Source organism: Dehalococcoidia bacterium (assembly GCA_025060295.1).
Taxonomy (GTDB): Bacteria; Chloroflexota; Dehalococcoidia; order Lucifugimonadales; family HRBIN23; genus HRBIN23.
This window is the reverse complement of sequence record JANXCH010000002.1, coordinates 93657-112736: the sequence shown is the minus strand read 5'-3', so window position 1 is coordinate 112736 and position 19080 is coordinate 93657. Positions and strand designations below refer to the sequence as shown.

The following is a 19080-nucleotide window of genomic DNA, read 5'->3' as shown; positions in this document are numbered from 1 at the left end:
AGCACGGCACCGTCGTAGTACAATAAGCCCAGTACCCTGGGGAGGTGTGCATGACTACAGCCCCCGCCGTCCCCCTTTATGACCTACTGGTGAAGGGGGGAACCGTTGTGGACCCCAGCCAGAACCTCCACCAGCGCCTGGACCTGGCCGTCAGTGGAGGACGCATCGCCTCTTTGGCCCCCGACATCGCCGAGGGGGTGGCCCGGCGGGTGGTTCGGGTCACCGGATGCCTGGTGGTGCCTGGGCTAATCGACATCCACACCCATGTCTACCCCGGGGCGACACCCAACGGGATTGATCCCGACATTGCGGGGGTGCATAGCGGGGTGTGCACGGTGGTGGACGCCGGCTCCGGCGGCTCCCACACGGTGGCGGGGCTGGTGCGCCTGGTGGCCCCCCGCGCCAAAACCCGCGTGCTCGCCTTGACCCACATCGCCCGCACCGGCCTGGCCCAGATGCCCGAAATCCGCTCGCCCGACGACGCGGATGCCGATGCGGCCATCCGTGCCATTCAGGACGGGCGGCCGGTGGTGCAAGGGGTGAAACTACGCCTGGTGGGTCCAGGGGTGGCGGCTATGGGAGCCGAGGCCATCCGCCGCGCCTTGCGCGCCGCCCAGGAGACGGGCACGCGCCTGATGGTGCACATCGGCGACCCCGGGGGCGAGGTGAGCCCCGAGGTGACCCGCCAACTGCTCACCCTTTTGCGCCCCGGCGATATCGTTACCCACGCCTTTACAGGCAACCCCGGGGGTTTACTGGACGAAACGGGAAGAGCCTGGCCCGAGGTGGCGGAGGCTGTCGCCCGCGGCGTCTGGCTGGACACTGCCCACGGGCGGATGAACTTCTCTTTCGCCAGCGCCCGCCGCCTGCTGGACCAGGGGGTTATCCCCCATACCATCTCCACCGATATGACCCTGCCCGGCCGGCACACCACTGTCGGTTCCCTGACGGAACTGATGTCCAAGTTCCTGGCCTTGGGCTTCACCCTGGAGGATGTGGTGCGGATGGTAACCGTCAACGCCGCCAAGGCTATAGGCATGGCTGACCCAGTGGGGAGCCTGGCCGTAGGGCGGGAGGCCGATATCACCGTGCTGCGCCTCGTGTCGGGACGCTTCCTGTTCCGCGATACGAAGGGAGAAACGCTGCAGGGGGAGAAGGCCCTGGTGCCGGTGCTGTGTGTGCGGGCGGGAGAAATTATCCCCCTGGACTGGGGCCCCCGCCCCTGGGGCTGGCTCCCCGAGCAGGCGCCATAAGCCGTACGGGAGGTGGTGGGTATGCCTCACGATGCCCTTCTGGTGGTGGATGTGCAGAACGACTTCTGCCCGGGGGGAGCACTGCCCGTGCCCTCTGGCGATGTCATTGTGCCCGTCCTGAACGCCTACATAAACTTCTTCCAACGCCTGGGCTTGCCCATCTTCGCCTCACGGGATTGGCATCCTGCAGTGAGCCGCCATTTTCAGCCCTTTGGAGGTCCCTGGCCCATTCACTGTATCCAAGCAACCCCGGGGGCCGAGTTTCATCCCCAGTTGCGTCTGCCCAAAGAGGCCATTATCATCTCCAAAGGTGTGGAACCCGATCAGCACGGGTACAGCGTTTTTGAGGGCACTGATCCCCAAGGGAGGCCCTTCATCCAGGTGCTACGGGAGTTGGGGGTGGAGCGTCTGTTCATCGGGGGCCTGGCTACGGACTACTGCGTACGCCACAGCGCCCTGGACGCCCTGCGCCACGGCTTCGCCGTGTGGCTTCTGGCCGACGCCAGCCGGGGCGTAGACCTCCAGCCGGGGGACTCGGAGAGGGCCATCGCCGAGATACGGCGGCAAGGCGGGAAGGTGGCGACTTTCGCAGAGGTGCTGGCGACTCTGGGCCAGCGTGCCCAGGTGCCCTCAGGCGTATAATAAAATCTGTGCACCGCTCACTAGCATTGCCCAGCACACCACACCCAAGGAGCAGACAGCACTAGATGCGCATTCCCCTCTCCTGGCTGAAGGAGTTCGTGCCCCTGACCCTTGCCCCAAAGGAGTTGGCCCATCGTCTCACTATGGCGGGATTGGAGGTAGGGGAGATCGAGCACCTGGGCAGGGAATGGGAGCAGGTGTTCGTCGGTCTGGTGCGGCGGGTGCTGCCCCATCCCAACGCCGACCGCCTGCGCCTCTGTGAGGTGGACCTGGGCAGCGAGCGCTGGACAGTGGTGTGCGGAGCCCCCAACGTGGCCGAAGGGCAGAAGATCGCCTTCGCCAAGGTGGGGGCACGCCTGTTGGACCCCCGCACGGGTAAGGTGGAGACCCTTCGCCCCGCCCGCATTCGGGGCGTCCTTTCTGAGGGGATGATCTGCTCCGAACGGGAACTGGGATTGGGAGACGACCACACGGGCATCCTGGTGCTCCCCGAGGACCTCCCCGTAGGCACCCCCCTGGCCGAGGCCTTGGGCGACACCGTCTTGGAGATTGAGGTTACCACCAATCGCCCCGACGCCATGTCCATCTTAGGGGTGGCATGGGAAGTGGGGGCCCTTACAGGCCAACGGGTGCGCATGCCTGACCTGGCCTTTCCCACGAGTGGAGAACCTCTCCAACGCCTGGTGCGCGTCGAGGTCTGGGACTCCACCCTGTGCCCCCGCTACACGGCGGCCCTGGTGCGGGGGGTACGTGTGGGGCCGTCCCCCCGCTGGCTCCAGGAACGCCTCCACCGCGCCGGCATGCGCCCCATCAACAATGTGGTGGACATCACCAACTATGTGATGCTGGAATACGGCCAACCCCTCCACGCCTTTGACTATGACACTTTGGCCCAGAGCACCATCATCGTGCGTCAGGCCCGCCCGGGGGAGACGCTGGTAACCCTGGACGGGCAGGAGCGACGCCTTGCCCCCCCCATGCTGGTCATCGCCGATGCCCAGCGGGCTATTGCCCTGGCGGGGATCATGGGGGGGGCCAACAGTGAGGTAACCGAGCGCACCACTACTGTCCTGTTGGAATCCGCCGCTTTTGAACCCTTCAACACCCGTCGCACTGCCCAGGCCCTGAAGGTGCGCACCGAAGCCTCCACACGCTTCGAAAAAGGCCTACGCCCCCACCTGCCTCCTGTCGCCCTCCGCAGGGCAGTGCAGTTACTACTCCAGGTGGCGGGAGGCACAGCGGCCCCCGGCATCGCCGATGCCTGGCCGGGGCGTAGGGAGGAGACACCCCTGCTCCTGACGGCCCGCCGCTTGCGCCAGGTATTGGGCATGGAGGTGCCCCTGCCACAGGCACGCGCCGTTCTGGAGTCGTTGGGCTTTCAGGTTGTTTCGGCCAATGGGGAGGCGTTGGCGGTGCATCCCCCCTTCTGGCGGAGCGACATCACTATAGAGGACGACCTGGTGGAGGAGGTGATCCGTATCCTGGGCTACGATACCCTCCCCACCAAGACCCTGTCTACGCCCATCCCCCCCTATCGCCCGGACCCTGTGCTGGCTTGCAAGGAGCAGGTGCGCGCCCTGTTGGTCTCCTGCGGGATGCAGGAGGTGATCACCTACTCCTTGGTGAGCAAGGAGGCGCTGGAGAGGGGGGGTGCGTCGCCCACGGAAGCCTTGCGGGTCTTCAATCCCCTCAATCCCCAGTGGGAATACCTACGGACCACCCTGCGGCCCAGTATCCTGCAAACCCTTGCCCACAATATCCCCCACGCCGAGGGGCCGTTACGCCTGTTCGAGATAGGCCGCGTGTACCTTCCCCGTCCCGCAGACCTTCCCCAGGAGCAGGAGGTGATTATCGGGGTGATGGCCGGCCCCCGTAGCCCCGTGGCCTGGCTGAGGGATGAAGGAGGCCTGGGCTTTTACGACGCCAAGGGAGTTGTGGAGGAGGTGTTGACCTCCATGGGCCTCGACGCCACCTTCACCCCGACATCCGACGCCTTCTTCCTGCCCGGACGGTGCGCCCACATACACGCAGGAGGGCGGGTAGTGGGCATCCTGGGGGAGGTGCATCCCCAGGTTGCGGAGCGGTTTGACCTGGGGGGCCAGACCGTCTCCCTGTTCGAGATCACCTTGCATCACCTGGTTGATGTGCTCCCCGCGGCCACCCGACGCTATCGTCCCCTGCCCCGTTACCCTGGCGCCCGGCGCGACCTGGCGGTGGTGGTGGATCGCACCATACCCGCCCACACGGTGGCCGAGGTGATCCAGCGCCACCCCTTAGTGGCGGGGTGCGTGCTGTTTGATGTGTACGAAGGGCCCCCCGTGCCCGCGGGCAAGCGCTCGTTGGCGTATCGTATCACCTTCCAGTCGCCCCAGCGCACCCTCACCGCCGAGGAGGTGGAGGAGGCCCTGCAGCAGGTGCTGGCGGCCCTCCACCAAGCGGTAGGGGCGGTGCGCCGCGAGGGGTAAGGAGCATCAGGATGCCCGAGCAGGCTCTGCCGTCGCCCGACCGCATCCAGCAGATGCTTATCGGCTTCTGGGTGTCCCGCACCCTGTTCACGGGGGTGGAGTTAGGCATTTTTGACGAACTGTCCAAAGGGCCGGCCAGCGCCGAGGTGTTGGCCTATCGGATGCGTTTGCACCCCCGCGCGTTGGAACGGCTTCTGAACGCGCTGGTGGCCCTGGGGTTACTGCGCCGCGACAATGGACGCTATGCCAACACCCTGGAGGCTGACACCTACCTTGTGAAGGGGCGTCCCACCTACCTGGGAGGGCCGGTGGAGCATATGGCCCGCTTGCACTGGCGCCTATGGGAATACCTGCCCGACGCCATCCGAGAGAATACCCCGCGCGTGAAGCAGGTGTTCGGCCCCAGTTTTGACCTGTTCCAAGCCCTGGCGGCCGACCCCCAGCGGTTGCGAGCCTTCGTGCAGGGCATTACCCTGACCTTGCCCACGGCCCAGGAGATAGTGCAAGCCTACGACTTCACTCCCCACCACCTGTTACTCGATGTGGGTGGCGGGTCGGGGGCGCTGTGCATTGCAGCTGTGCAACGCTATCCGCATCTGCGGGCTATCGTCTTGGAACAGCCTTTGGTGGCGGCCGTGGCGCGGGAGAACCTGGAGGCGCACGGTGTGGCGGGGCGAGTAACCGTGGTGGAGGGAGACTTCTTCCGCAAGGAGACGATGCCATCCGGTGCGGATGTGGTCGCTTTGGGATGGGTGTTGCACGATTTGACCCCGTCCCAGGCCCGCCAGGTGTTGCGCAACTGCTATGATGTGCTAGCCCCGGGGGGTGCCATCCTGGTATGCGAGAAGGTGCTAGACGAGGGGCGCACCGGGCCCCTGCTGACGGCGTTGCTCAACCTGCATGACCTGGTGTCCACAGGGGGTGAGGAGCACACAGCCAGCGAATACCAGCAGTGGCTGGAGGAGGCGGGCTTTACCGATTGCACGGTGCGCATTCTGCACGGCCCGCGAGATCTGATTGTGGGATGGAAACGGTAAAGGTGCGCATAGTAGTTCCCGACGATGCCCCGCCCGCCCTACGGGGCACGCCCGCCGAGGCGGAGTTGCGTCGCCTGGGCCACCTGATCATCTACGATACCCTGCCCCCTTCGGAGGCGGATTTGGCCCAGCGCTTGCGGGACGCCCATGTGGCCGTGAACATCCGCTCGTCCAGCAGGTTCAGCGAGGCGGTGTTGGCCCAGTGCCCCCACCTGCGCCACATCGCCGTGTACGGCATTGGCGTGGACAACATTGACCTGGAGGCGTGCCGGCGGCGGGGCATTGTGGTCAGCAACACGCCGGGCTATTCGGCCGATAGCGTTGCGGAACTGGCCATCGCCTTGCTCTTGGCGGTGGCCAATAGGCTAGTGGTGCACGACCGCTTGATTCGCCAGGGGCGGTGGGCTGAACGGGGCTATCGCACCCTCCTAGCGGGGAAGACGCTGGGGGTGGTGGGGCTGGGGCCTATTGGGGAGCGGGTGGCGGCCCTGGGGAAGGCCCTGGGGATGCGGGTGGTGGCGTGGACCTTCCACCCCTCACCCGAGCGCGCCCAACGCCTGGGTGTGGAGTTCGTCTCGCTGGAGGACCTCTTCCGTCAGAGCGATGCGGTGAGCCTGCACCTGCGCCTGTCGCCCGAGAGCCGGGGGCTGGTGAGCCGCCGCCTACTGGAGATGATGAAGCCCACGGCCATTCTGGTGAACACGGCACGGGGGCCTGTGGTGGACGAGGAGGCCCTAGCCGACCTGCTAGCGCAGAAGCGCATCGCAGGGGCGGGACTGGATGTGTTTGGGCGGGAGCCGTTGCCCCCGGAGCATCCCTTCTGCCGCTTGGACAATGTGGTGCTATCGCCCCACACGGGGGGAATGACGCCCGAGGCGACGGCGGCAGGGATGGCGATGGTGGTGGAGAACATCCGGGCGTGGCTAGAGGGGCGGCGCCTGCGGGTGGTGGTGTAGGGGGAGACCTCCCCACAGGCCATATCAGCGTGAGAATTGATTAAGGGCAAATCCAACAAGTATGCATAGCACACCAATAATGCCACTATAAGGTATATTCTGTTGATCAAGTATTCTTTGTAAGAATGGTTCTGGAAGCCCCCGTTCGATGATCCTTTTCGCCCGACGAGGAGTCGGATACATCTTGGCTCCTATACGAAAGCCTATTGTGAGGCTTTTGCGGTATTTCATTAAGCGTTTATTGGTATATTCAGTTAGTCTCTTGTCTAACGCTGTGATCGAAAATCGATCAATGCGAATATAAGCATCAAGATTACGACCGGAAGAACAATCACTATTGCAAGAATAAAGCACATTTTGGCAATTTGTAACATTCCCCCAGTTAACTTATTGCCGCGTGTTTTCAACGCTTCTTTTCGTGCTTGCAGACGCGAATTCACACTATCAATTAACTGGTGCAATGGATAAAACATCAAGAATGCGAAACCACCGAACCAGACCCAAACTTGGACTGCCAGAAGTAAAGTGCCTGCAAATATAAGCCAATCCGCCATTTTCTTCCGCCGCTACCAATCTGATAATACCGATACCCACTGTGTTGGGCAGGGATACTACCTGCCCAAATGCTAAACCTTCAACAGCACCACCTCTGCATCTTCCCGGGTGCCCGTCACGGGATTTACCTTGAGGCCCAGCGCCTCTAGTGTAAGCACCCCCAGCAAGACTCTGTCAATAAGTGGGCTGATGAGAACAGGGCTGTCCGGAGTTCTCTCCTGAACTTGTAGCGTTGCGAGGGAGCGGTCAAAAGTTACCTTCCCGTGAGCGATAGTGGTGGTTGGGGTTCCCCGGCGGGGGAGCCGTAAGTGGCAGGCCAAGCCCTCGGGTACTCCCAGGAAGGTTGCGCCCGTGTTCACCTACATACGCACGGTAACTCCTTGCCCGTCCAAGCGATTGGTCAGCGTTACATCAACCTCCGCAAGGCCCATAGGCCCCCCACCCCCAGCAATGGCGCCTCCTACCCTTTAATCGGCTGGCCATACTGCTCCCGCAGGACGCGCTTGAGCACCTTCCCCATCGGGTTGCGGGGCAGCTCGTCCACAAATACCACCGATTCGGGCTTCTTGAAACTGGCAAGGCGCTGGCGGCAGAACTCGATGAGTTCTGCTTCCGTTGCCTGCGCCCCGGGCTTGAGCACCACGATGGCCCGCACCCGCTCCCCCCAGTCCACGTCGGGCACGCCGATCACCGCCGCATCGTCCACTGCCGGGTGGGACATCAGACACTGCTCCACTTCCTCGGGGGAGATCATCTCCCCACCCCGCTTGATGAAGTCCTTTGCCCGCCCTGCCAGGTAGATATACCCCTCCTCGTCGCGATAGCCCAGGTCGCCGGTGTAGAGCCACCCCCCGCGGATGGTCTGCTTGGTGGCCTCCTCCTGCTTCCAGTAGCCCTTCATCAGGCGGGGGCCGCGCGCCACGATTTCCCCCACCACCCCCGGCGGCACCTCCTCCCCGTTCTCGTCCACAATGCGCACCTCCACATCGGGCAAAGGCTTGCCGATGGACGCCAGGCGCTTCAGGCGCTTCTCCTCCTCGGCGGGGGGCAGACCCGGCGGGATGATGTGGTCTTCAGGGGCAAGCATGGTGATGGTGGCGGCCGTCTCCGTCTGGCCGAAGGCGTTGATGAAGCGGGTGTGGGGAAACACCCGCAGGGCACGCTTAATGACCTCCAGGGGCATGGGGGCCGCCCCATAGGTGATGACCTTCAGACTGGACAGGTCATACTTGCGGAATTCGGGGTGGTCCATCAACTGCTTGAGCATCGTGGGCACCATCATAGCGCGGTCGGCCCGCTCCCGTTGCACCAGTTGCATCCACTCCACCGGCTCAAACTGGCGCTGGATGACCAGGGTACGCCCCCCATATACCGCCGCCATCACCGCCTGCAGGCCCGCGATGTGATACAACGGCACCGTGAGGATGTTCTTCTCTGTTGTCTCCGGGTCGGCGGGGTCCACATTGTTCAGGATGTAGGAGGAGAAACTGTTATGGGTCAGCATGACGCCCTTGGGGGTGCCTGTAGTGCCCGCCGTAAACATCAGCACCACCAGGTCGTCATCTCCCCCGTTTGGGAAGAACTCCTGGGGATCAGCGCTCTCCACCAAAGCGTCGTAGAGGGGCCAATCCTGATAGGGGCCTTCTAGGGCGATGTAGTGCTTCACAGAAGGCAGGTGGGAGCGTATGCCGTTGACCAGGTCATAATACCGACGCCCCACCAGGAGCACTTTGGGTTCGCTCTGATTGACCATGTAGGTAATCTCGTCGGCCTTGGCGCGGAAGTTCAAAGGGACGAACACGGCGTCCAACTTGGCGGCGGCGAACACGGTCTCTACCAGAGCGTTGCAGTTGACCTGCAGGGTGGCGATGCGGTCGCCCCGGCCAACGCCCAGGCTGGCCAGAGCACTGGCCAGACGGTTAGCGCGCTCCTGCAGGTTGGCGAAGGTGAAACGCTTGCCCTCAAAGACGATGGCCTCCCGGTCAGGGACGATGGCGGCCGTGAGGGTCAGAAACTCGGCGACATGCATACGGGGCGCACCTCCAAAAAGGGTGACAGGCTACGCCACAAGCATGGTAGCACAAGGAGTGGATTACAGCGCAAAGGGAGCCTCGAAGGCTTTCCTACAGTTCACTGCATAGCGGATGCAGTGTGGCAACAAGGATAACGAGGTTTCCCCTACCTGTACGGCACCCCCAAGAGGAACAGCCCCCACTTTATAGGTTCCTTCTTGCTGGCCCACATCACCACCCGGCACAAGATTTTGGCCTCGCCACACACCAGTGGCTCCTCCAAGCGGTACTTATCTGTATACTTTCCCCCAACGCGGATGTGCACAGGTATGGGAAAGAATGCCAATCCAACCATGCTGGGATGGAAAGAGGCTTAGAGACACGTCGCAATCCCGTGAGTTACACGTGTCAATCGCACCACGCTGGGAGGGAAAGCCCCCTGCGCTCTCCCCTGAGGGTAGACCCGCGGTGCGCCTCTGCCGAGCATCCGGCGCAACCCCCCAGAACTTGAAGGGGGCCCCAGCACCCCTTTGGGGATACCCTGTGGCCCCCCAAAGCATGGTATACTGAGGGGCGCTCTCCCCGTTCCCGAGGAGGCCAGGTATGCGCAGAGCGCACCCCCGGCAGAGCATAGGAGCTTGGGTGAGCATCCCGGCGACCCTCATAGTGCTCCTTCTCAGCGTGGCGTGTCGGCCGGCGGCGGCTCCTACCCCCACCCCGCGGGTGCCCACACCCACACCCCCACCTGCCCCTGCACCCCTCACTACCCCTACACCCGCCCCCGCTCAGCTTACGCCTACCCCTGCCCCCCTCCTGCTGGCCACCCCCACACCCTATCCCACGCCGACCCCCCTGCCCCCCACCGCCAAGATAGACTACGGCGGGGTGTTCACCTTCCCCTTACAGGAGCAGGCACCCTCCTTTGACATGTATTGGGAGGGGAGCAACATTGTCGTGCAGGCCGCCTCCTTGGCCCACAACAGCCTCCTGGTGATTGACAACTTCATCGGCCCCGGCACCCTCCAGCCCGAACTGGCGTCCCGCTGGGAGGTCTCCCCCGACGGCAAGACCTATACCTTCTCCCTGCGACAAGGCGTCCTTTTCCACGACGCCACGCCCGTAACCTGCGCCGATGCCAAAGCCTCCTTAGAGGCCATGTCCGATACGGCCATCTCCACATTGCATCCCTATCTGGGGATAGGGTCGGTGGAGTGCTCCGACGCCACGACCCTGGTGGTTACTCTGAAGGAGCCCAATGCCATGTTCCTCCCCGCCCTGGGGGGAAGCCGAACAGCCATCTACCGCAAGGCCATCGCCGACGCCCTGCGCGCCGAAGGGCGCCCCCGTTCAACCCTGGCCAAAACCCCCGAAAAGGTGCTGGTGGGGGCCGGCCCCTTTGTATTCGAGCGCTGGACAGCGGGAGTGGACTACTGGTTCAAGCGCAACCCGAACTATTGGAAAACCGACACCCTGGGCAACCGCATGCCCTACCTGGACCAGGTGCATGTGGTGATTATGCCGGATCTCTCGGCCATCTTCGCCGCCTTCCGCACACGGAAGTTGACGGTAACAGGCATAGCCCGCAACTTGGAGCCCAGCGAAGCGGAGATCCTGAAGCGTCGTTACCCCGAGGCGATGTATGAAACAGCCCCCCGCGGGGCCTGGCATGTCATCCTCTTCCACACGCAGAAGCCCCCCGTCAACGATAAGCGGGTGCGCCAGGCCTTCGCCTATGCCATTGACCAGCGGGCAGCCATCCAAAAGGTCTCCGACGGATGGGGCGTTTTGGGCGGGTATATCCCTCCCCATTTGACCCCCTACGCTCTGCCCGAGGCGGAACTCCTCCAGCACCCCCTCTTCAGCACCGATATGGCCGCCCGCCGCACCAAAGCCCGTCAACTCCTGCGGGAGGCGGGCCTGCCCGACAACTCCACTTTTGAGATGAACGCCCGCGCCGGAGCCTTGTATCACCGCGCCTACCCCGTCTACCAGGCGGATATGGAGGAGGTGGGGGTGCGCCTGAACATCCGCATGCTGGACACGGCCGCCTTCAGCGACTTGAATATGCGCGGGGATTTCGTTATCTCCGCTCACGCAGCGGCCGTAACGGTGGTGGATGACCCCAGCGCCTACACCTTCTCCTACCTGTGCACCCAGCCTCCCTCGGTGAACATCACCCGCTACTGCAACCCCGAGTTCGACAGCATCTGGGCAGAGCAGAATAAGGAACTGGACCCCGCCAAGCGCGCCTTGCTCACCCGCCAACTGGAGCGCATCCTCCTGGAGGATGTGCCTGATGTGCGGACCTATTACTGGGTGGCGGCGATGGCCTACTGGAACCGGGTGCAGGGGTGGCGCCTGACCACAGGCGACCAGGTGTTCAACTTCCGGCGTCTGGAGACCGTCTGGTGTCTGGGGGGCCGCTGCCAGTAGCCTAACCGCCGTGGGCGGGAGGTGCGGTGCACATCTACATCCTCCAGCGCCTTCTGCTCGCCGTTCCCACCTTCCTCGGGGCGGTGGTGCTGGTGTTTGTGCTGATGCGCCTGTTGCCCGGGGATGTGGTGGCCGTGTTGGTGCCCGGGGGCGAAAGCGCCGCCTCCCAAGAACACATCGCCCGCCTGCGGGAGCAGCTGGGCTTGACCCGTCCCCTTCCCGTGCAGTTTTGGGACTGGTTCAGCCGGGCGCTACGCTTTGACTTCGGCCACTCCCTCTGGACGGGCCAACCCATCAGGACGGAGTTCGCTTTGCGCTACCCGGTTACTATTAGCCTGCTGGTAGTGAGCCTGGCGGTGTCCGTCGCCATTGCATTGCCCGCAGGCATCCTGATGGCCCTCAAGCAGGACACCTGGGTGGATTACCTTTTGCGGATCTTCACCATTGCGGGGCTGTCAATCCCCAACTTTTTCCTGGCCATTTTGGCGATTGTGGGGCTGGTGCTCCTGTTCCACTGGACACCCCCGTTAGAGTATCGCCCCCTCTGGGAAGACCCGTGGCTGAACTTCCAGCGTCTGATGCTTCCCGCCCTGATCACGGGATATCGGCTGTCGGCAGTGGGGGCGCGCTTGACCCGCTCCAGTATGCTGGAGGTCCTGCGGGAGGACTACATTCGCACGGCGCGCGCCAAGGGCCTGCGGGAGCGGGTGGTGGTCTCCCGCCACGCCCTCAAAAACGCCCTTATCCCCGTGGTTACCCTCATCGGTTTAGAGGTCATCACCCTGTTCGGGGGCATTGTCATCGTGGAGACGGTGTTCACCATCCCGGGGATGGGGCGTTTTCTGGTGGACGCCATCTTCCATCGGGATTACCCCTCGGTGCAGGCGCTGGTGTTCGTGTTTGCCCTGTTTGTGCTGGTGGTGAACCTTGTGGTGGACCTGGTGTATGCGTGGCTGGACCCGCGCATCCGCTATCGCTAGGAGGCGGGGATGGCGGGAGCGCCGGTTCAGGCACAGGGGGAGAGCGTCCTGGCATTGCAACGGCGGTGGAAGTGGGCAGGGGCGCTGGTGCGCTTCGCCCGGCGCAAGCCATTGGGCGCTGCGGGGGCGTGCGTGTTACTCCTGTTCACCCTGATGGCCCTGGCTCCCGGCCTCTTCGGGGCGGGCAACCCCAACCGCCAGGATGCCACCCGCATTCTCCAGCCCCCCTCGGCAACCCACTGGTTCGGCACAGACACCTTCGGGCGGGATCTGTATAGCCGGGTGGTGTATGGGGCACGCATCTCCATGTATGTAGGGATAGTATCCACAGTGCTGGTAACGATGCTGGGCCTGGTGCTGGGGCTCGTGAGCGCGTACTATGGGGGGTGGGTGGACAACATCATCCAACGTTTGATGGACATTGTATTCACTTTGCCGCCGTTGGTGCTGGCCCTGGCCATCGTGGCCATGCTGGGGCCCTCTCTGAACAATGTGCTGGTCGCCATCACCATCCCCCGCATCCCGGGGACGGTGCGCCTGGTGCGGTCTGTAGCCCTGGCGGTCAACCAGGCCCACTATATGGAGGCGGCGCGGGCAGTGGGAGCCAGCCCCCTCCGCCAGATGTTTCGGCATATGGCGCCCAACTGTCTGGCCCCGCTCATTGTCTACGCCACCGCAGGGCTGGGCACAGCCATCCTCACTGAAGCGTCTTTGAGTTTCCTGGGGATGGGGGTGCCTCCGCCAGCCCCCTCGTGGGGACGCATGCTCTCCCTGGAGGCCCTGCGCTACTTTGAACTGATGCCCTGGCTGGCCATCTTCCCCGGCATCGCCATCAGCGCCGCCGTGTTCGGAGCTAACCTGTTCGGCGATGCTCTGCGCGACCTGCTGGACCCCAAACTGCGGGGGCGCATGTGAGCACAGGCCGCCAGGTGCATCACTTCTCTAGGATGACATAGGGACTTGGAGTGGGCCACTCGGGGAGAAGCCCCACAAACATGATGCCCGCCACCACCACCAGCCGTATGGGGATATCGCCGGTATTGAACACCCGATGGGGCACATCGGGCGGGTTGTAGACAGCATACCCCTGGGCGATGTCATAGCGCTCCCCCCCGCTCTCCAGCACCCCCCGTCCCTGGAGCACATAGTAGACCTCTTCGCAGTTATGCTTGTGCAGAGGGGAGTGGGCACCGGGGGCAATCTCCACAATGCCCATAATGAGGGTCTTGGTGGGCACCCCCAGTTCGGGGTAGATGAGTTTGAGATCCCGCACCCCAGGGCGGGCCTCCATGGGGGCTCCCCCACGGAACTCCTCGGGACGCACCACGACCTTGGGTTTGGCCATCATAGACACCTCCTTATCCCTGGTCTAATCCCAAAACGGTGCGGTACTGGGGGTCGCGGAAGGCAACTCCTCCAATGCGCACCTGCTCTTCGGGGGGCGCGGGCTTGGGGCGCAGGCGCTCTGCATCCACCGGCACGGTGCCGATAATCCCCTCCCGCTCCATCTGCGTAATGCGCGCGGCATCCAGACCCAGCAGGTCGCCCAAAATGGGGTGATTGTGCTCCCCCAGACGGGCGATGAAACGGATGGAGCCCTTAGAGCGGGAGAACTGATAGGGACGCCCCGTGTAGACACGGGTGCCTACCCCCTCCACCTCGGGAGGGTGGGTGTAGCGCTCGAAAAAGCCCCGCTGACGGAAGTGGGGGTCAGTCAGCAGGTCTTTGGCGTGGAACACGGCGGCGGCGGGGATGCCTTGCTCCTGCAAGCGATGCATCACCGTGCGCTTATCCAAGGTGCGCGTCCACGCGGCGATGAGGGCATCCAACGCCTCCCGGTTCTGCCAGCGGGCAGGGTATGTGGCGAAACGGGGGTCGGTGAGCAGGTCGGGGCGACCCATCACCTGGCAGAGGCGGCGCCATTCCTCCTCGGTGCGGACGGCCAGGGTAACCCACTCGTCCTCCCCGGCGCAGGGGTAACAGCCGTGGGGCACCATCCAGCGGTGCCCGTTGCCTATGCGGGGCGGGTAGGTGCCAGAGGCTTGGCATTCCAGCAAGGCCACCCCGATGCAGGTAATCCCGGTCTCATACATAGACATGTCTATAAACACCCCTCGCCCAGTGCGGCGGCGGTAGTGCAGAGCCATAAGGATGACCAGGGCGTTGTTCCAGGCGGCGGTGATGTCCATATAGGAGGGATTGGCCCGCACTGGGGGGCCTCCGGCATATCCCGTCAGGTGGGAAAGACCCGTAACAGCGTCCACTGTGCGGGCGAAGGCCCCATACCGCCGCCAGGCCCCCGTCTGCCCGTAGCCGGTGGTGCGGAGCATAATCAGGTCGGGGCGCACGCGGCGCAGGGCCTCGTAGTCCAAACCAAAGCGCTCTATCACGCCAGCGCGGTTGTTCTCGGCCACCACATCGCTGATGGCCACCAGAGCCTTGAAGGCCTCTACCCCCTGGGGTGTGGTGAGGTCTAGGGTGAGGCTCATCTTGTTACGGTTCCACAGATGATGGATGCCCCCCTGGTCCCAAAAGCGCTGGCCGATGCGGTTATCGGGATAGGGCCCCATCGTGCGCGTCTCGCCCCGCGCCAGGGACTCCACCCGTATCACCTCCGCCCCCATATCGGCCAGAAGGACGGTGCACCAGGGGAGTTGCAGGTAGTCCTCCACGCTTACGATGCGAACCCCTTGCAACGGGGCAGTGGTCTGGCCCTGACCGATCATGCTGTGCTCCCTCACGCTAGGATTGGTCTCATTGCGCCCTTGAAAGTCTGTTAGATGATGCCCTCCGCCCGCAGGCGGGGGAGGATGTCTCGAGGCAGTCCCACCCACTCGCAGAACACCTCGGCGTTGTGTTGGCCCAGCAGGGGGGCGGGGCGGATATCCCCCGCGGGCCGTCCATTGAGGCGAAAGCCGTTACGGGGGTAGCGCAGGGTGCCCCAAAAGGGGTGGCTCACCTCCTGCCACGCCTCCCGCTCCTTGAGATGGGGGCAGGCCAGCACCTCCTCAGGCGTCTGCACCACCCCCAAGACGAAACGGTCTTGCATCGCCGTGTGGAACACCTCATACTTGCCCCGCTCCCGCAGGCGCTCCACCAGAAGACGCTGGATTTCGGCCCCGTGGCGGGCGCGCCCCTCCCGCGTGGCGAAGCGGGGGTCCAAAAGCTCCGGAGCCTGGAACAACTGGGCGAATTTCTCCCAGGGGTTGCCCCCGCCCGTAGTCAGACAGATGTAGCCATCCTTGCAGGGCAGGTAGTCGCCGTCGGTGGGATTAGGGGTGCGGGGACCGCGGGTGGTTACCACCCCCACGTAGGCGTACTGGACGATGTGCATGGGGGGCTGGCTAGCCACCGCTTCAGCGATGGAGACATCCACATGCTGGCCTCGCCCCGAGGCCCAGCGCTCCATCACCGCCAGCATGGTGGCGATGGCGGCGCACCGCCCGCCCATAATCTGGGCCTGCTCCAGGGCCACCTGCACAGGGGGCTTGTCGGCATCCCCGCTGAGGTAGAGGAACCCGCTGATGGCCTGAAGGGTGATGTCCTCAGCAGCGAAGTCCTTATAGGGGCCATACTGTCCAAAGGGGGTAACCGACACCAGAATCAGACGGGGGTTCACCTGGGCCAACGCCTCATAGCCAAGACCTAAAGACGCCAACTCCCCCGGGCGCAGGTCTTCTATGAGGATGTCGGCTTGACGCACCAACTCCTTCAGCAGGGTGGCCCCTGTGGGAGTGCGGATGTTCAGAGTAATGCCCTTCTTGCCGGTGTTGTAGTAGGCGAAGGTGAGGCTCTTTTCGGGGTGGGGGATATCATGCGGGAAGGGGCCTCGCCGGCGGGCGTAGTCGCCTTCGGGGGGCTCTATCTTGACCACCTCCGCTCCCTGGTCAGCCAAGAGTTTGCCCGCCAGAGGGCCAGCAATGCCCTGGGACATGTCTAATACCCGCAGATCGCTGACAAGACCGTCGGTCATGCCTTCTCCTTCTGGCGCATGGCCTCTTGCATCTGGCGTTTGTGCGCATCTTTGCGGGCACAGGCCTGGGCGAAGGCGAGATACTCGCGTAGCGCCTCGGCGACGCGCCTGTCCACCAGACGTCCATCCACGACAGCATAGGCCTCGCCCTGTGCCCAGGCCGTCGCAAAGGCGTGCAGGATGCGCTGGGCCTGGGCGACCTCCTGGGGTGTGGGGGTGAGGCCGGCGTTGGCCGCCTCTACCTGGGCAGGGTGAATGCCCCCACCGGTGCGGAAGCCGGCGCGGCGCTTAACCTCCTCCCGTTTCCGGAGGGCCTCCCGGTCGGCGTAGCCGAAAGGGGGGCCGGGCGACCACACCCCGCTAGTAACCTCCTTCCCCACCGCACGGGCCACCAGGTCGGTCCACCCCCGGGCGAAGGCCAGCACATCCACCTCTGCCTCCAAGTGAATGCCTAGGTCGGCGGTGAGATCCCCGGGGGAGACGCCCCCAAACTGGCGGATGCGGGGGCTGGCGCTGGCGATGGCGTAAGCGTTCCAGACCCCTTGCGCCGTTTCAATCATGGCCTGGATTTCTATAAAGCCAGGGGGGAGGCCCCGCTCCTGCTCCAGGGCGGTGAGGATGGCGTCCAGGCTGTGCACCTCCTGGGCGGACTCGGCTTTGGGGAAGGCGATATAGGCGAGGCCGGGCCACACCGAGGCCTGGCAATCCTCGCGGGGCGTGCCGTGGTTGATGCGCACCCCCACCTCGGCCCCGCCGGCGGCCACGGTGGGGATGGCATCCTTCACTAAGGTGCGCGCATGGGCCTTTTGCGTGGGGGCGACGGCGTCCTCCAGGTCTAAAGTGATAGCGTCGGCGTTGCGTGTCCAGGCGCGCTCTATGAAGCGGGGCACATTCACCGGCATGATGAGGACTGAGCGTCGAACGCGGGGGAGGTTCTGGGCCATCGCTGGCCTCCTGGTTCCCAGTTTAGCGGGGTGGAAAGGCGGTGTGGCATGCCATAACCCCTTCGGGGTGGAGGGTCAGGGCCCCCGTAAAGCCCAGGGCAGCTGCGCGCCGCGCCCCTGCCTCGAGAAGCCCCTTGTCGGGGGCAGTGGGGGCCATGCTAGTGCCCAGACAGACAAAGCCTTGTATGCCCAAAGCGCAGGCCAGGTAAACCGTTCGGCTGTAGACGAACAGGGGCGCAGCGTAGCGGGGGAAAGGCAATCGGTAGAAGGGCACAGGCTCCTCCGCATCGGTCAGGTCATAAGCGCAGTCGCCCAGGCCCAGCACCACCCCCCGCACCCGTGCACTGGCGCGCACCAGGTCAGGCAGATGCCACAAGCCCTTGCCCGTGTCCAGAGAAAGGAAAAGGCTGACGGCGTGCGGGGGCAGGCCATGTTCCCTCTCCAGCACCTGCAGGCGGTCAGCACCAGTGGCTACCTGGGAGACCTCCTCTACACACCCAAGGATGACCCCTTCCAATCCCTTGCCCTGTAGCGCCTGCCAATCCTCGGCCGACGCCTCGGCGGGCAGGCGCACCCACAGAGCGGTTGCTGCGGGGGGGTTGTGGAGACGCCGGGCCACCTGGCGTCGCGCCTCTTCTCGGCGTTGAGGATGGACGAGGGTATCCAAGTCCAACACGACACCATCGGCTCCCCAGGTGAGGACGGAGTCCACCTGTGCCGTCTGGTGGGCGGGTACCAGGACCAAAGAGCGCAGGGGAGACACGCCTATTCCCCCAAAGCCCAGGCCTTCTGGGCGTCCTTGCGACAGATGGCCGACTCTCGTGCCAAGAGGGTGCGGATGTGCTTCAGCATGGCGATGTCCACCATCTCCTTGCCGTCCAGGGTGGCCGAGCCGAGGCCGTGGCGCAGGGCGTCCTCCAGCACCCACAGGGCCTTCCTGCACCACTGCACCTCCTCCACAGGTGGAGTAAAGGCACGGTTTAGGATGACCGCTTCCTCGGGAGTCGAGCACAGGGCACCGGTCAGCCCCATCTTGCGGGCGACCACCGCCCGCTCCTCCAGGGAGGGAGGGGAGCCGTCGGCATGAGGAGGGACGAAGGCTAAACCGTGCGCCTGCACATCGGCCAGGCGGGCCACCAGCAGGGCCAGCCCTCGGGGGTAAAAGAACTGGTCTATGTCCGCCGAGGGGGTGATACCCAGGGCGTGTGCCAAAGCGGTTTCGTCCACGGTCAAGGAGACCACCCGCGCGCTGGCGGTAGCCGTCTCGTAAAGGTTGAGGAGGGCACCGGGGGTATCCAGGAAAAGGTCTATCTGCAAGGGCGGAGTGCCGGGGACATCATAGGCAGACAGGACACGGTCGGCCTCCTGGACGGCAGAGGGCGAACGAGCGGAGAGGGCTATTCCGTCCAGGCGCACACCGCCCAAACGGTCCAGGGCACGAGACAAGCCATCGTAGGGAATGCACACGAACAGGTCTACTCCCAGGCCAGCAACAGCGCGCAGGCGGGAGGCGACTTCTTCCATAAGGGGGCGGGTGTCCAGGGCGTCGCGAAGGTCGACGATAAGGGCGTCGGCGTTGCCCCGCAGGTGGTGGAGAGGGGTGCGCACCAGGGCAGAGGCAGGGAGGAGGAGTTTGGACCGGCGGACGATGTCCAGGCGCTTGGAGGAGAGCATAAACGAACCTTCCTGCTGGGGTATTGTAACAGGGGGGAGCGCTTAGTAGGGGACACTGGCGGCTGAGTGCCCCTCTGTGGGGTTTCAGACAGGCGCACAAGCGAGAGGCCTCGCCTGAGGATGGTGAAGCGTTACGGGTTTAGCCCATGGAGGCGT

The 19080-nt window shown here is 64.3% G+C and carries 15 protein-coding genes; 8 read left to right on the top strand and 7 right to left on the bottom strand.

What is annotated here, in order from left to right; translation table 11 throughout:
* Positions 1-50 precede the first annotated feature (50 nt).
* The 5 genes from NZ951_01840 to NZ951_01820 all read left to right on the top strand — a co-directional run bounded on the left by NZ951_01840 (position 51) and on the right by NZ951_01820 (position 6353).
* Positions 51-1253, top strand: coding sequence for an amidohydrolase/deacetylase family metallohydrolase (locus NZ951_01840; GenBank protein MCS7206665.1), 1203 nt, complete (start codon positions 51-53; stop codon positions 1251-1253).
* 21 nt (positions 1254-1274) lie between these two features.
* Entirely contained in the window at positions 1275-1895 is a 621-nt protein-coding gene (locus NZ951_01835; protein ID MCS7206664.1) for a nicotinamidase, read from the top strand.
* Positions 1896-1960: 65 nt separating this feature from the next.
* Positions 1961-4360: a phenylalanine--tRNA ligase subunit beta gene (pheT, locus tag NZ951_01830; protein MCS7206663.1), complete on the top strand. Its 2400-nt coding sequence runs from the start codon at positions 1961-1963 to the stop codon at positions 4358-4360.
* Between the two features lie 11 nt (positions 4361-4371).
* Complete coding sequence (locus NZ951_01825; protein ID MCS7206662.1) at positions 4372-5397, top strand: acetylserotonin O-methyltransferase; 1026 nt, start codon at positions 4372-4374, stop codon at positions 5395-5397.
* The gene (locus NZ951_01820) at positions 5385-6353 is read left to right on the top strand and encodes a glycerate dehydrogenase (GenBank protein ID MCS7206661.1); all 969 of its coding nucleotides are present in this window, start codon (positions 5385-5387) and stop codon (positions 6351-6353) included. Before NZ951_01825 ends, NZ951_01820 begins: the two co-directional genes overlap by 13 nt.
* A 1015-nt stretch (positions 6354-7368) precedes the next feature.
* Here the strand turns inward: NZ951_01820 and NZ951_01815 are convergent.
* On the bottom strand, positions 7369-8937 hold the full coding sequence (locus tag NZ951_01815) for a long-chain-fatty-acid--CoA ligase (GenBank protein MCS7206660.1): 1569 nt from the start codon (positions 8935-8937) through the stop codon (positions 7369-7371).
* Between the two features lie 625 nt (positions 8938-9562).
* Here NZ951_01815 and NZ951_01810 point away from each other — a divergent pair.
* Genes NZ951_01810 through NZ951_01800 form a run of 3 tightly spaced genes read left to right on the top strand, consistent with a single transcriptional unit; the run spans position 9563 to position 13248 of the window.
* Positions 9563-11353, top strand: a complete 1791-nt coding sequence (locus NZ951_01810) for an ABC transporter substrate-binding protein (GenBank protein MCS7206659.1) — start codon at positions 9563-9565, stop codon at positions 11351-11353.
* 26 nt (positions 11354-11379) lie between these two features.
* The gene (locus NZ951_01805; GenBank protein ID MCS7206658.1) at positions 11380-12333 is read left to right on the top strand and encodes an ABC transporter permease; all 954 of its coding nucleotides are present in this window, start codon (positions 11380-11382) and stop codon (positions 12331-12333) included.
* A 9-nt stretch (positions 12334-12342) separates the two neighbouring features.
* The gene (locus tag NZ951_01800; GenBank protein MCS7206657.1) at positions 12343-13248 is read left to right on the top strand and encodes an ABC transporter permease; all 906 of its coding nucleotides are present in this window, start codon (positions 12343-12345) and stop codon (positions 13246-13248) included.
* Positions 13249-13267: 19 nt separating this feature from the next.
* On the opposite strand, the gene NZ951_01795 is transcribed toward NZ951_01800, so the two are convergent.
* From NZ951_01795 to NZ951_01770, 6 genes are read right to left on the bottom strand one after another with little or no spacing between them, the layout of a single operon-like run.
* Positions 13268-13681, bottom strand: a complete 414-nt coding sequence (locus NZ951_01795) for a dimethylsulfonioproprionate lyase family protein (GenBank protein MCS7206656.1) — start codon at positions 13679-13681, stop codon at positions 13268-13270.
* Positions 13682-13691: 10 nt separating this feature from the next.
* Positions 13692-15059: a CoA transferase gene (locus NZ951_01790; protein MCS7206655.1), complete on the bottom strand. Its 1368-nt coding sequence runs from the start codon at positions 15057-15059 to the stop codon at positions 13692-13694.
* A 50-nt stretch (positions 15060-15109) separates the two neighbouring features.
* Positions 15110-16306, bottom strand: coding sequence for a CoA transferase (locus tag NZ951_01785; GenBank protein ID MCS7206654.1), 1197 nt, complete (start codon positions 16304-16306; stop codon positions 15110-15112).
* Positions 16303-17250: an aldolase/citrate lyase family protein gene (locus NZ951_01780; GenBank protein MCS7206653.1), complete on the bottom strand. Its 948-nt coding sequence runs from the start codon at positions 17248-17250 to the stop codon at positions 16303-16305. Before NZ951_01780 ends, NZ951_01785 begins: the two co-directional genes overlap by 4 nt.
* Before the next feature lie 22 nt (positions 17251-17272).
* On the bottom strand, positions 17273-18013 hold the full coding sequence (locus NZ951_01775) for an aldolase/citrate lyase family protein (protein MCS7206652.1): 741 nt from the start codon (positions 18011-18013) through the stop codon (positions 17273-17275).
* Between the two features lie 2 nt (positions 18014-18015).
* Complete coding sequence (locus NZ951_01770) at positions 18016-18924, bottom strand: hypothetical protein (GenBank protein ID MCS7206651.1); 909 nt, start codon at positions 18922-18924, stop codon at positions 18016-18018.
* Positions 18925-19080: the final 156 nt, after the last annotated feature.

What these genes read in the sequence shown, in the direction of transcription:
- NZ951_01835 (MCS7206664.1), top strand. Translation starts at nt 1,275, where the DNA reads ATGCCTCACGATGCCCTTCTGGTGGTGGATGTGCAGAACGACTTCTGC.
- NZ951_01780 (MCS7206653.1), bottom strand. Translation starts at nt 17,250, where the DNA reads ATGGCCCAGAACCTCCCCCGCGTTCGACGCTCAGTCCTCATCATGCCG.
- NZ951_01790 (MCS7206655.1), bottom strand. Translation starts at nt 15,059, where the DNA reads ATGATCGGTCAGGGCCAGACCACTGCCCCGTTGCAAGGGGTTCGCATC.
- NZ951_01820 (MCS7206661.1), top strand. Translation starts at nt 5,385, where the DNA reads ATGGAAACGGTAAAGGTGCGCATAGTAGTTCCCGACGATGCCCCGCCC.
- NZ951_01770 (MCS7206651.1), bottom strand. Translation starts at nt 18,924, where the DNA reads ATGCTCTCCTCCAAGCGCCTGGACATCGTCCGCCGGTCCAAACTCCTC.
- pheT (MCS7206663.1), top strand. Translation starts at nt 1,961, where the DNA reads ATGCGCATTCCCCTCTCCTGGCTGAAGGAGTTCGTGCCCCTGACCCTT.
- NZ951_01815 (MCS7206660.1), bottom strand. Translation starts at nt 8,937, where the DNA reads ATGCATGTCGCCGAGTTTCTGACCCTCACGGCCGCCATCGTCCCTGAC.
- NZ951_01825 (MCS7206662.1), top strand. Translation starts at nt 4,372, where the DNA reads ATGCCCGAGCAGGCTCTGCCGTCGCCCGACCGCATCCAGCAGATGCTT.
- NZ951_01785 (MCS7206654.1), bottom strand. Translation starts at nt 16,306, where the DNA reads ATGACCGACGGTCTTGTCAGCGATCTGCGGGTATTAGACATGTCCCAG.
- NZ951_01840 (MCS7206665.1), top strand. Translation starts at nt 51, where the DNA reads ATGACTACAGCCCCCGCCGTCCCCCTTTATGACCTACTGGTGAAGGGG.
- NZ951_01800 (MCS7206657.1), top strand. Translation starts at nt 12,343, where the DNA reads ATGGCGGGAGCGCCGGTTCAGGCACAGGGGGAGAGCGTCCTGGCATTG.
- NZ951_01795 (MCS7206656.1), bottom strand. Translation starts at nt 13,681, where the DNA reads ATGATGGCCAAACCCAAGGTCGTGGTGCGTCCCGAGGAGTTCCGTGGG.